General features: G+C 58.9%; 7 protein-coding genes. 4 read left to right on the forward strand and 3 right to left on the reverse strand.

Annotated features, from left to right (window positions below; all coding sequences use genetic code 11):
* Positions 1 to 117 precede the first annotated feature (117 nt).
* Positions 118 to 3,702: a T9SS type A sorting domain-containing protein gene (locus B1C80_RS20900; protein WP_236648869.1), complete on the reverse strand. Its 3,585-nt coding sequence runs from the start codon at positions 3,700 to 3,702 to the stop codon at positions 118 to 120.
* Between the two features lie 1,182 nt (positions 3,703 to 4,884).
* Between B1C80_RS20900 and B1C80_RS20905 the strand changes: the two genes are divergently transcribed.
* Complete coding sequence (locus tag B1C80_RS20905) at positions 4,885 to 7,380, forward strand: glutaminase family protein (RefSeq protein ID WP_077923163.1); 2,496 nt, start codon at positions 4,885 to 4,887, stop codon at positions 7,378 to 7,380.
* Positions 7,381 to 7,433: 53 nt separating this feature from the next.
* Here B1C80_RS20905 and B1C80_RS20910 read toward each other — a convergent pair whose 3' ends face one another.
* Positions 7,434 to 8,390: a hydrogen peroxide-inducible genes activator gene (locus B1C80_RS20910; protein ID WP_077923164.1), complete on the reverse strand. Its 957-nt coding sequence runs from the start codon at positions 8,388 to 8,390 to the stop codon at positions 7,434 to 7,436.
* 110 nt (positions 8,391 to 8,500) lie between these two features.
* Here B1C80_RS20910 and B1C80_RS20915 point away from each other — a divergent pair, with 110 nt between their 5' ends.
* A complete protein-coding gene (locus tag B1C80_RS20915; RefSeq protein WP_077923165.1) occupies positions 8,501 to 9,289 on the forward strand; it encodes a hypothetical protein in 789 nt (262 codons plus the stop codon).
* Between the two features lie 92 nt (positions 9,290 to 9,381).
* Positions 9,382 to 10,443: a ferrochelatase gene (hemH, locus tag B1C80_RS20920; RefSeq protein ID WP_077923166.1), complete on the forward strand. Its 1,062-nt coding sequence runs from the start codon at positions 9,382 to 9,384 to the stop codon at positions 10,441 to 10,443.
* 54 nt (positions 10,444 to 10,497) lie between these two features.
* Here hemH and B1C80_RS20925 read toward each other — a convergent pair whose 3' ends face one another.
* Complete coding sequence (locus tag B1C80_RS20925; RefSeq protein WP_077923167.1) at positions 10,498 to 11,493, reverse strand: cytochrome c; 996 nt, start codon at positions 11,491 to 11,493, stop codon at positions 10,498 to 10,500.
* Between the two features lie 604 nt (positions 11,494 to 12,097).
* Here B1C80_RS20925 and B1C80_RS28550 point away from each other — a divergent pair.
* On the forward strand, positions 12,098 to 13,693 hold a 1,596-nt coding region (locus B1C80_RS28550), incomplete at its 3' end, for a hypothetical protein (RefSeq protein ID WP_201723573.1).

Consider the following 13,693-nt stretch of genomic DNA (forward strand, 5'->3'; position numbering starts at 1 on the left):
TCATCCGCTGATATACAATGACGCGTACCGAGCCAGATACTTACCTGACTGTGTGTACAAAATTGAGCCGCGACCAGCCCGGTCGCGGCTCAAGCGCTTATCGTCTGCATCAGTTCGCTACAACTTCGTAATGCGCTTCGATGCCATTCGGTCGCCAACCCGAATCCGCAGTATGTAGGTCCCGGCCGGCTGCTGGTCTAGCGGCACCAGAGCCGCATCGCGACGGGTTTCGTGCTGCCAGGTCGCTCGGCCGGTTAGATCGACCAGTTCCAGCCGGGCCGTCTGGCTGGATGGCAAGCCGTGAATACGTACCGTCAGCGTGGTTGTAGCCGGTATGGGATACACCTCAACCACACTAGCCAGCGATTGATCATCGATCGAAAGCAGCGGAGCCACTGTAATCAGCACGGTTTTGTGGGGTGGGGTTACGTTCCCGCAAACGTTACTGACGGCGGTCAGGAAATAGGTGGCTGTTCGGGCGGGCATCACCGTAAGCGTATGCGGATTGGAGGCCGTCTGCACCGTTTTCGGACTGCCCAGTACCCCCCCGGTAGTGTCCTGATAGGTAAACACCCAGGGTGCATCGCCTGTGAACGCCACCGACAGATTGGCCGACTCGCCCTCAAAAATGGTTCGGCTGCCCGTCATCGTAGCCGTTGCCCGGGCTCGTACCGTCAGCAACGAAGGGCTATAGGTCCCGTTGATCGGAATTTTAGGGTTGGTAGCCATCACGCGCACCCGGTACGTACCCGCGGCCACACTGGTCGGAATAACACCCGAGATCTGCCCGTTTATGGTCTGGTTGCCTATGGTGATAAAGTCGTTTTTCGTGCTATCCGCTTCGACCCGGGCAATCTGTAGCCTAAACACACTCCCCGGATTGAAAACCCCCGTTGTGGTAAAGGCCGTCGAAACGCTCGTGCCTGCGCAGACCGAAGAGGCCGCAAGGTCCAGGGTCTGTATCTCCGGGATCGCTACGGTGATGGTCGCCGACGCGCCCCCCGGCTGGCCCAGCCCGCATTTATTACTTACTTCGGCCACCCGATAGGTCGTCGTGCGCTCGGGCAGAACCAGCAGGGTGGTGTCTTTGGTTGCCGTTCCGGCCAGCCCGTTCGAGAGCCGATAGCGGTAGGGGCCCACCCCGGTAAACGCCAGCTTCAGCGGTACCTCTATGCCCAGGTTAACGGCAGTCGTTCCGCCGATCGACAGGGTGGGCGTCGTCTGCACAAAGACCCGAATAGCCGTCCGTGGACTTTCGCAGGTGTTGGTGTCTGTCTGGGTCACGTAATAGATATCCCCCTCGGCGCTGGCTGTTGGCGACGCCGTTGGCGGCACCGGGGCGGTCGTGCTGACCACACCTTTCGGGTCAATCCATTTCAGGTTCCTGCCACTGGCTTCCAGCGGTTGTGCGGTCGCGCCCTGGCATAACTCGACTGTAGTAGTTGCTACGGTCGGCGCCGGGGTGGTCAATATTCTGACGGTCAGGGTTGCTTTGGGCCCTTCGCAGCCGTTAACTGTCTGCGTAACCTGGTAGGTAAAGGTAGCTCCCTGGCTGGTGCTGATCGTGGGCGGCATCGTGAACCGGTTCCCATCGGGGTTGTACCAGGCGAGGTTCTCGCCTTTGGCCGTAACCGTTTCGCCGGGCGCAAACTGACAGATCGTTCGGGGGCTTACCTCGGGCGGAGCCGGCAGCGGCTTAACCGTTACGACCAGCGCAGCCCGGGGGCCTTCGCAACCGTCGATCGTCTGGGTGACAAAGAAGGTCGTCTGATTTGCCTGCCCGGTAGTCACGGTGGGGGCGGCTGTCGAGCCGGAGCCCCCAGCCTCGGTCGTGTACCAGAGCAGGTTTTGCCCGCCAGCCGATACGGTTCGGGCCGGTTCGTTCAGGCAGATGGCCAAGGGCGCCGTAGCCGGGCTGCCGGGCGTAGGTTTGACAATAACCCTGATTTCGGCCCGCGGACTCTCGCAACCGCCCGCGGTTCGGCTAACCGAATAGGTCGTTGTGCCCGGATTTTCGGTCGAGGGTGTGGGGGCCTGGCTGCTGCCGTTTCCGTTCATATCGTACCACCGCAGTTCATTACCCGACGCAGTCAGCGCCGAAGCAGCCGCTTGCTGACAGTAGCTCACCAGACTAGTAACCGCCGGTGCCTCGGGCAGGGCAGTTACGGTTACGGTCAGGTCGCTGCGGGGGCTTTCACAGCCGTTGATGGTCTGGCTGACCCGGTACGTAAACCGGCCGGGGCTATTGGTTTCCGGAATGGCCGTTTCACCGATCCGCGTATCTGATTCGCGGTACCAGGTTAAGCCCTGGCCACTGGCCTGCAGTGGCTGAGCTTGCGCGTTCTGGCAGTAGGCGGGGCCGTTGCTGGCTACGCCCGGTGCAGCGGGTATGGGGTAAACCGTCACGGACAGGGTGGCCCGGGCGCTTTCGCAGTTGTTAATCGTCTGGGTTACATAGAAGGTCATCTGGCTCGCCTGCCCGGTGCTGATTACGGGGGGCGTTGCCGAGCCGGTAGCCGAGCTATCGCGGGTGTACCAGCGCAGGTTCTCGCCCGTGGCCTGCAACGTGGGGGCGGCCGTGTTCTGACAGATCGCCACCGGGCCAACCCCGGGAGCCGCCGGAATAGCGTGGATGGTAACCGATATTTTTTCGCTGGCCACGCTTTCGCAGCCGTTGACGGTGCGGGTCAGCCAGTAAGTAAACGTGCCGGTCTGGGTAGCCGGTACCCGCGCGCTGAGCAGCCGCTCCCCAGTGTTAACATCGGTGAGGGTTGGCTGGCCGTTCCCCACGCCATACCAGGTGTAGGTGCCGGACTGAGCCGCTACTTCCGTCCGAATGACGGCGCCGGGGTCGCCGAAGCAGAACGAATAGGCTGTCTTCTGAACGGCCGGGGCCGTCGGTGCCTCTTTGATCGTCACGCTGACGCCGGTACGGGCGCTTTCACAGGTATTGACAGTCTGGCTGACGTAATAGCTTCGGGTACCGGGCGCATCGGTAGTAAGGGTAATCGAGCCGCGGGCTTCTCCCTCCGATGCCTGCTCATACCATTTCAGATTCTCGCCCGTTGCGGTGAGCGTTTGGCTGGCCGAAAACTGGCAAAGCGACACCTCGGCGGTACTGACCCGCGGAGCAGGCGGAATACCATAGACCGTTACGGGCAACGCCACCCGTGGACTTTCGCAACTCCCGCTCACCGTCTGCGACACGTAGTACGTCTGCTGCCCGGTACTGGTGGTAACCGGCGATGGTGCCGCCGGAGAGCCTGTGCCCCCGGTAGCAGCCGCGTACCAGTTGAGCGTACCGCCACTGGCCGCTATGGCCGACAAGGGACTGGCCGATGCACCCAGGCAATAGCTCACGGCCGATACCGTAGGCGCGGGTGAGGCAGCTTTCACCTCTACGGTAATTGCCGCCCGCTCACCTTCGCAGTCGTTGACTTTCTGTGCTACGTAATAGGTGAACGTGCCGGCACTGCCTGTCGATGGTACCGGCGCCTGTGCGGACCCCGTCCCCCCCGTTGCGTTTGTGCCGTACCACACCAGCGAGGCACCATCCGCATTGGTCTGAGCACTCAGCCCGCCGGCCGTCTGAAACTGGCAGACTGTAACCGTGTTGGTCGATACGGTCGGCTTTTCAGGTCGTGCATTGATTTTTACGGTAATGTAGGCTGTAGGCTGCAGTGAAGCTCGACAACCGTTCAAATAATGAGACAAAGCAAATTGAATACTGCCGACCTGATCTGTAGAGGGCGTAGGTGGTTTAGATTCTCCTCCTAAACCAAAAACATCCTTTGAGTATAGCACTATAGATCCATCCGTCAGCGGTTTATGTCCTTTTTCGTTCAAGGGTAGAGCTTTGTCGCCCTGACAGTAATCTATTATTCCGTAAACAGCTCCGTTGCCTACGCCAACAATGTTATCAACGTTGATAGATGACGAAGGCCTGGGCTTTACAGTAATTCGGGCTTGTGCCCGATCGCTCTCACAACCGTTTATCTGCTGAGTAGCAAAGAACGTCCTCTGGCCAGGAATTTCATTACCAGAATAAATTTCGAATGATTTATCGGTAGCAGTTCCGTAGGGTGTCAAAGAGCCGACGGTATTACCATTTGAATCATATAGCCGGGGGATTGCTTCTGGTGAACTTAGTTTAACAGGTACTGTAAAAGAAGTAATATTAGACCCCATCGGCCGTTGACACACTTCACTCTCGGCAGTAACACTAGGCGGGGCAGGCTTTGCCTTAACGGTAAGTTCAGTGATATTACTGACCAGGGTTGTATCACGGGTTCCAACCAGTCTCACCTTGTAGGTGCCGGCTGGTATATCGGCGGGAACGGTGGCCCGTACCTGTGCACCGTATCGGCCCAGATTGCTCAGGATTACGGAGGGTATAGTACGAAACCCATTCCCGCTGGATAGCTGGACAACAAAGGCGGCATACGCCTGTTCCTGCGTACCGGCAATATCGAAAAAACCATTGGGGAACGTACCCGGACAGATAGCGGCTGGCGAGGGGGCCGATGAGCGTAGAGGGTCCTGCGCCCGGAGCATGGTACTGCAAACAAGCAGTAAGCTCACGGCTAGACGTAGACGTTGAGTCATGAATGAACAGAAAAGTGTGGATAGACTACTACAAATATAGACTGCAACTACCAGTCTACTTATCCCTCAAACGCTCCATCATTTGTCTATTTATCTACCGGTAGCCGGGCAGACACCGCCCCCTCGGGTGGGCACCCGGCCCAGGCTTTGATTGCCATCGACGTACCGAAACCCAGCTCCCCTATCTACTCCCTTACCGCCCACGAATCAGTAGACCAGCCCCGGTAAGTTACCTTTATGCGCTAAACGCTATTTTGCCGCCCCTTAATGAACGTGTCCATGTGTAGTTCCTTCGCTTCCCGCCTGTCGCTGTTCCTGACGGCCCTGGCGCTGGTTTCGGCTCAGGCCCAGACGCTCCGCCCACCCGCCTACCCGCTGGTTACCCACGACCCGTACTTCAGCCTGTGGAGTACCACCGATAAACTGACCGACTCCCCCACCCGCCACTGGACCGGTCGCCCGCAGTCGCTCGAGGGGTTGATCCGGGTCGATGGCAAGGCGTATCAGTTTCTGGGCGCTGTCCCTACCACCTACCAGCCCATTCTGCCCACCGGTGAGTCGAAACCGTATACGGCGCTCTATACCCTGACCAAACCCACCGACGGCTGGGAGAAACCCGACTTCGACGCCCGCAGCTGGCAGTCGGCACCCGGCCCCTTCGGCGATACGCCCGACGCCCGCACGACCTGGCGCAACAGCCAGACGCATAAGGAAGGCATCTACCTCCGGCGTGAGTTTACCTACGACGGCAAATCCGATCCGGCCAAACTACTGCTGGCCCTCAACCACGACGACGAGGTCACCATCTACCTCAACGGAATCCGAATCCTGAACAAGCCGGGTTATATCAGCGAATACATCTACCTGCCCCTCCCGGCCGAAGCCCGGCAGGCACTGCGCCCCGGCAAAAACGTATTGGCGCTCCACGGCGTCAGCCCCGGGGGCGGCTCGTTCGTCGATGTCGGGATCGTTAACCCCGTCACCTCAACGGCCATGGCAACCGCCAACCAGACCGGCGTAACGGTTTCGGCCACGCAGACAGCGTATACGTTTGAGGCTGGCCCGGTAAATCTGCGGCTGAACTTCCTGTCGCCCCTGCTGCTCGACGAACTGGAGGTGGCCGCCCGCCCGGTTACGTACGTGACGTTCGAAACCAGCGCCCGCGACGGCAAACCGCATACCGTACAGGTCTTTTTCGGGGCGTCGGCCACGGTGGCTACCAACACGCCCGGTCAGGACGTCATTACCGACGCAGGCCGTACGGCGGGGCTGCGCTGGCTGAACGTGGGTACACAGCAGCAGCCCGTTCTTCAGAAAAAAGGTGATAATATCCGCATCGACTGGGGCTACGCGTATCTGGCCGTACCCGAACAGGCCGGCACCCAGCTGACGCCGGGATCGCTGGCCACCCTCAAAGCGGCTTTTCTGAAACAGGGCACCCTGCCCGCCGGCCAGAAAACGAGCGGCCCCGCCCAGGAGCAGGGGCTGGCACTCAGCCTGTCGATGGGGTCGGTTGGCACAACACCGGTGCAGAAACACCTGCTGCTGGCCTATGACGACCTGTATTCCGTGCAGTATTTCGGCAAAAACCTGCGGGCCTGGTGGCGTCGGGATGAGACGATGACGATGCCCCGACTGCTGGAAACCGCCGAAAAAGACTACGCCCGCCTGCGGCAGAAAAGCAGCGCCTTCGATGCGCAGCTGCTGGCCGATGCGCAGAAGTCGGGCGGGAAATCCTATGCCGACCTGTGCGTGCTGGCCTATCGGCAGGCCATCGCGGCCCACAAGATCGTGGCTGGCCCCAAAGGCGATGTCCTCTTTTTCTCGAAGGAGAACTTCTCCAACGGCTCCATCGGTACCGTCGACGTGACGTATCCGTCGGCTCCGCTCTTCCTGCTGTACAACAACGAACTGGCCAAGGGGCTGCTGCGGTTCATCTTCGACTACAGCGAATCGGGCAACTGGAAAAAGGACTTCCCGGCCCACGACGTAGGCACCTATCCGCTGGCAAACGGGCAAACCTACGGGGAGGATATGCCGGTTGAAGAAGCCGGCAACATGATGATTTTGACGGCGGCTTCGGTACAGATAGACGGGAAACCCGACTTCGCGCGCGAGCACTGGCCCACGCTGACCAAGTGGGTAGGCTTTCTGAAACGCGACGGCTTCGACCCGGCCAACCAGCTCTGCACCGACGATTTTGCCGGTCATTTGGCCCGTAACGCCAACCTCTCCGCCAAAGCGATTGTAGGCATTGCGTGCTACGGCAAGATGGCCCGGATGCTGGGCGATGAGAAAACGGCCGACGAACACCTGACCCTGGCGCGTGAGCTGGCCCGGCGGTGGATGCAGATGGATGCCGACGGCGATCATTACGCGCTGACGTTCGACAAAACACCGGGTAGCTGGAGCCAGAAATACAATATCGTCTGGGATAAGCTGCTGGGACTCGACGTGTTCCCGACCGAGGTAGCCCGGAAAGAAGTGGCCTTCTACCTCAAAAATCAGCAGCCATACGGACTCCCGCTCGACAGCCGCCGGACCTATACCAAGTCCGACTGGATCATGTGGACCGCCACAATGGCCGACTCGAACACCGATTTCCAGGCCTTTGTCGATCCCATCTGGAAATATGCGAATGAAACGCCGACACGCGTACCACTCTCCGACTGGCACGAAACGACCAACGCCAAACAGGTTGGTTTTCAGGCCCGGTCGGTGGTGGGTGGCTACTATATAAAACTGCTGGCCGACCGGCTGGCGGCTGGCCGGTAGTGTGTTGCCCGGGCCGATGGCGATCCCGTATCGGCCCGGGCTTACCGCATCGCCTAGAGCTGCACGACCAGGCCGCGGTCCGTTTTCTGATGCACCAGCTCGCCGGGCAGGTGCGACAGGATCTCGCCTTTCAGCGCGTTGATGAGCTGCCGCTTCAGAAAGCTGCGGTGCATGACCAGACTCACCTCCCGAACGGGCTGGGGCGACTCGAACGACCGAAGCCGCGCCCGCCGAACCGGGTCCATATCGACGGTGGCCAGGTAAGGCAGCAGCGTGAAGCCACTCTGGCGGTCAATCAGTTTGATAAGGGTTTCCAGCGAGCCCGTCTCGTACTGAAGCCGGGCGGGCTCCAGCAGCGAGCCGTCGGGCGTTTGGCGGTCGGCCCCGCAGATGTTGATCACCTGGTTGCGGAAACAATGGCCCTCGGTCAGGAGCCACAACCCATCGGTATGCAGGTCGGCCGGTGCGATGGTTTTTTTGGCCGATAACGAATGGCCTTCCGATGCGTAGAGGACAAAGGGCTCTTCAAAAAGCGGCACCTCGGTAATGCCGTTCTCGGTCAGTGGCGTCACCACCAGCCCAACGTCGATGAGTCCGTTCCGCAGCCGTTCAACGACCTGCTCGGTCACCAGCTCCTGGATGCGAACCGATACGGCCGGGTATTTCCGGATAAACTCGCCGATGAAATACGGCAGCAGATACGGGGCCAGAGTAGGTATAATGCCGATGCGGAGATCGCCCCGAAAATCGTTTTTCGACTCGCTGACCAGCTCCGGGATACGCCGGGCTGTCCGAAGCACTTCGCGCGACTGGGCCAGAATGGCCAGCCCCAGCTCGGTAGGCACAACCGGCTGCTTGGACCGATCAAAAATCAGCACCCCCAGTTCATCTTCCAGTTTCTGGATCTGCATACTGAGCGTAGGCTGGGTAACATGGCAGGCATCGGCAGCCGTAGCAAAATGCCGAAAGGTGTCAACGGCTACTATATAATCGAGTTGAGTGAGCGTCAATCCGGTAGGTGATTACAATTTTAAGCACAGCCGCCGGGCGGGACTAATTCCGATTTTGGCGGTAATAAATCGAAATTCCAATACTTTTACTGATGAAACAACCACTCTGCATGAAAACACGTCAACTTTTCATTTTTTTATTCGTCCTGACCCAGACCGTTGGATTTGCCCAGTCGGCCAAGTCGGTTAATCCGGCCGCAGCGGGCTTTGATGTAGCCGGGTCCGATGCCCGCGCCGTACAGATTGCCGACCAGGTGATGGCGGCCATGGGCGGCCGGAAAGCCTGGGACAACACACACCTGATTGCCTGGAACTTCTTCGGGTCGCGCCGACTGATCTGGGACAAATGGAGCGGCACCGTCCGGGTCGACAACCTCAAAGACGACCAGACCGTTATTCTGAACGTCAACAACGACAAAGGGCGCGTTTTTCGGCAGGGTGCCGAAGTAACCGACGCCGACTCCGTAGCGAAGTACGTAAAACAGGGCAAAGCCGCCTGGATCAACGATTCGTACTGGCTGGTTATGCCCTTCAAACTGAAAGACTCGGGCGTAACGCTCAAGTACCTGGGTGAAGAGACGACCCAGGGCGGCAAGCCTGCCGATGTGCTTCAGCTTACGTTCAAGAGCGTCGGCAATACGCCCGATAACAAGTACAAGATCTGGGTCGATAAAAAAACGCATCTGGTCTGGCAGTGGGCCTACTTTCCCAAGTTCACTGATGAGCAGCCCCGCTTCACGCTGCCCTGGATCGACTACCAGAAGCACGGCGGCATTCTGCTGTCGGGCGAACGCGGTGATCGTGACCTGACCGATATCATGGTCTTCACCGGCCTGCCCGGCGAGGTGTTCAGCGATTTTGCCCGCCCGGACCTGAATCGCTATCCGCAGGCGAAGTAAACAGGCCGGGGGTACGGCCACCGCGTTGGGAGGCCCCCCGCCCCCGGCTCGTTTTCGGTAAACTAACTCGTTAAAATTGCTGTTCTGCCAGCATGGAAGCACCTGTTCTGAATCGTACTACCACCACCCCGAAGCCGCTCGGCAAAACGGGGGTTCTACTCGTCAACCTCGGCACCCCCGATAGCCCTTCTGTTCCCGACGTACGCAAATACCTGCGGGAGTTTCTGATGGACGGGCGCGTCATCGATATTCCGTTTATTCCCCGTTTTCTGCTCGTCAACGGCATCATCGCGCCATTTCGGGCTCCGAAGTCGGCCAAGACCTACAAGGAAGTCTGGACCGAAAACGGCTCTCCTCTTAAATATTACGGGCAGGTCAACGAACGGCAGCTGCAGCAGGCGCTGGGCGACGAGTACGTAGTTCGGCTGGCCATGCGCTACCAGAGCCCCAGTATCGACGCCGGTCTGAGCGAGTTTCAGCGGCTGGGCCTGACCGACATCATCGTGATTCCGCTCTTTCCGCAGTATGCCTCGGCTACCACAGGATCGGTCTACGAAAAGGTGATGGACATTATAAAAACCTGGCAGGTCATTCCGGAGATTCGCTTCATCAACCGGTTTCTCGAACATCCGAAATTCATCGACGGGTTTGTGCAGCTGGGCCGCAAGTACATGGCTGAGCACGACTTCGATCATTTTCTTTTCAGCTACCACGGCCTGCCCGAGCGCCAGATTCGCAAAGGCGATATAACCAAAACGGTTTGTCAGCTGGGGGAGTGCTGCGCATCGCTCCGTGCCGATAATCAGCATTGCTACCGGGCACAGTGTTTCGAAACCACCCGCCGGCTCGTGCGGGAGCTCGGCATTCCGGAGGGTAAATACACCACCTGTTTTCAGTCCCGACTGGGCCGCGACCCCTGGATCAAGCCGTATACGGAAGATACCATCCGGGAGCTGGCCGGGAAAGGCATAAAACGGGTGCTGGCTTTTTCACCGGCTTTCGTGGCCGACTGTCTGGAAACCACTATCGAAGTGGGCGAAGAGTACAAAGAACTATTCGAAGAGCTGGGCGGAGAACACTGGCAGCTCGTAGAGAGCCTGAACGACAGCCCGATCTGGGTAGAAACCCTGGTCGACCTGGTCAGAACGGCTTAGCGTTACCACCCGTAAAAAACGCCCCGTATCGATCGATGCGGGGCGTTTTTGCTGTTAGCGGGTGGCTACCATCCGGGGTTTGGGCGTAAAGGGCGGTACCGTGTGCTCAACGGGTTTTACCGTTCGGAGGTAGTCGTAGATAGCGCCCAGATCCTGATCGGTCATGTGGGCATACATGGTCCAGGGCATGATTGAGTTGGTACCCTCCTCCCCGACAGTGGGTTGTGCCGACGCGTTGGTATAGGCCCTGAAGCGGGCAATAAATGCCTCGCGGGTCCATTTGCCGATACCCGACTGAGCCGGAGTGATGTTAGCTGCGCGGGCCGTACCGGTAGGCATCGGAAACTCACGCCCACCGGCAAACGACATACCGGGCAGCCCCTGCCCCTGCGCATCGACCGGTGTGTGGCAATCGCCACAGCCCGCAAACGTGGTTATGTATTTCCCATACGCAATCTGGTCCGTTGGGGCCGGCCGTTTGCCACCTTCCCGTTTGGCGGGTATGGTGTTGATGATAAAATTCATTGGAAAATCCGACTCCGACGCGGGTACCACGTGCTGTATGGGCTTCAGACTACGCAGGTAAGCAATAATCGCGTGAATATCATCCGGGGCCATCTGCCCGAAATTCTGGTACGGCATCACCGGGAACAGAGCGCGGCCATCCCGACTGACGCCGGTTGTAATGGCCCGGTAAATTTCCCCGTCGGTCCAGGTACCCAGATGCGCGGGGGTCAGGTTCGGGGCGTAGTAATTACCCGGAAAACCCTGCTCCCGTAAAAATCCTTCGCCCCCTTTTCCTTCGGTACCGGCTACCATGGGCCCGGTTAGTTTCGTGAAGTCGCGGGTAGAGTGACAATCCATACAGGCGGCTACGTGGTTGGCCAGGTACCGCCCCCGCTCGATCTGAGCCGCATCGGAATCAATCTCCAGCAGGGGCGCAGGCCCTACGTCGGGCAGTCCCAGCCGGATAAACGCCAGACCAGCACCAACAATAACCAGGAGCCCGACGATCAGGAACGTCAGGGCTTTACGTATTCTTTTTCTCATGAGGATAAGGGAAAATAGGGAATAAGCAAAAATAGACCAACTACCTCCAGAGTACAGATATATTTTTCAAACGGTTGTTTCCATTATGATAAACAAGTAACTTCAAGAATACATATAGTAACCTCACTACTAATAATTTACATTATAACATAACGTATGACAGGATATTTATTTAGCACACTTATTCTATCATACCTATTGCATATTAGTTTTTCCTTGCTTTCTTTGCAACCAAACCGCTTTATCCGTAAATTTCATGTATCCTTTTTCGCTCATGCAGAGCGCTTGTGTACGTACGTGCACCCTGCTACTGCTATGCCTGCTGACGTGCGTCAGACATTCCGCCATCGGCTCTTCAGCCCCGCTCCTTTTCGGTAAGGACGCTCCACCCAATCGATCATCAACGGCCCCGCCCAAAGTCGCGTTACCTGTCTCTCCGATCACTAAAACAAAAGCATCTCCTGTTGCATACAAACCTCTACCTCATCTCATTTACAGCGATCCCATTCGGTTTAACCTGCAGGTAAGCCGTCGGTCTGTACGGCTGGGAGAATCGGTCGAACTGGTCATTACAGCGCAGCTGCTTAACCTGTCGCCCAATTCCATGTTCTTCCTGCCCGGAGCCAATGCCTACCGGCTGAAGCTGCTGCTGCCACCGGGTTTCGAACAGACAGGCGGAGACTATGTCGACTTTATTGGCGACGAACTATCGTACCCGGCTCACCCTGTAGCCACCTATCGCATTCAGGGTCGCTTCCGCAGTATCACCGAAGGCACCTCATTCCGGCTCCTACGCGGGCATAGCCAGGCCACGGACCAGAGCCTCTTCATCGAAAAAGCCCAGCTTCACCTGAAAGCGGTTCCCGGAGAGCCCAGAGCCTCTTCATCATCCAATACCATCGACGACCAGACGCTGATGGTGATTGGTGAGCCGGAGCCCGCAGCCACAACCGCCGGCGCTCGGGCGGCTGCTCCGTCGTATCGGTCATCGCTCGAACACGCCCGCTGCGAAACCATTGGCGGCTGGGTCATTGACGCCAACAATCCCAGCCAGTCGGTCAGCCTCGATATTCATCTGAACGGGCTGAAGGTAGCCACCATCTCCGCCGACCAGCCCCGCAACGACGTCGCCAGCGCCTTCGGCAGCAGCTATAACAAATACGGATTTACCTGGACCCTGCCGGCCAGCTACAAGTCGAACGATAAGCTGATCGTGTCGGTACGCCCTACCGGCAGCACGACCGAACTGACCGACAGTCCCCGCGTTACCGAGATTTGCGTTGGTTCGGGCCAGTCGCCGATAACGACGCCCCCCAGCACGACCGTAACCACGCCACCGAGCACTACAACGGCCACCACTCCGCCCAGCACGACGGTAACGACGCCCCCAACCACGACGGTAACCACCCCGCCCAGTAGCACGACCGCCACGCCCCCCAGCACGACGGTAACCACCCCGCCAACGACCACGGTAACGACGCCACCAACCACCACGGTGGTGACCCCGCCCGCCCCCAACGCCAGCTATCGCTCCTCCTTCGAGCATGCCCGTTGCGAAACCATTGGCGGCTGGGTTCTCGACGCCAACAACCCCAACCAGTCGGTGAGCCTCGACGTCTACATCAACGGCACCAAAGTCGCCACCATCGCGGCTGACCGGGTGCGTAGTGATGTGGCCAGCGCCTTCGGCTACGGCTACAACAAGTTTGGCTTCCTGTGGAGTATTCCCGACAGCTACAAGTCGGGTGCCCGTATGACCATCTCGGTACGGCCCGCCGGCACCAGCATCGAGCTCAACAGCAGCCCACGCACCACCGACGTCTGCGCCGGGAGCGGTACACCCCCCGTCACCACCGAGCCGCCCACCACGACGGTAACCACCCCGCCCACGACGACCGTAACGACGCCACCAACCACCACGGTGGTGACCCCGCCCGCCCCCAACGCCAGCTATCGCTCCTCCTTCGAGCATGCCCGTTGCGAAACCATTGGCGGCTGGGTTCTCGACGCCAACAACCCCAACCGGTCGATCAGCCTCGACGTCTATATCAACGGCACCAAAGTCGCCACCATCGCGGCTGACCGGGTGCGTAGTGATGTGGCCAGCGCCTTCGGCTACGGCTACAACAAGTTTGGCTTCCTGTGGAGTATTCCCGACAGCTACAAGTCGGGTGCCCGTATGACCATCTCGGTACGGCCC

Source organism: Spirosoma sp. 209 (assembly GCF_002006735.1).
Lineage (GTDB): Bacteria > Bacteroidota > Bacteroidia > Cytophagales > Spirosomataceae > Spirosoma > Spirosoma sordidisoli.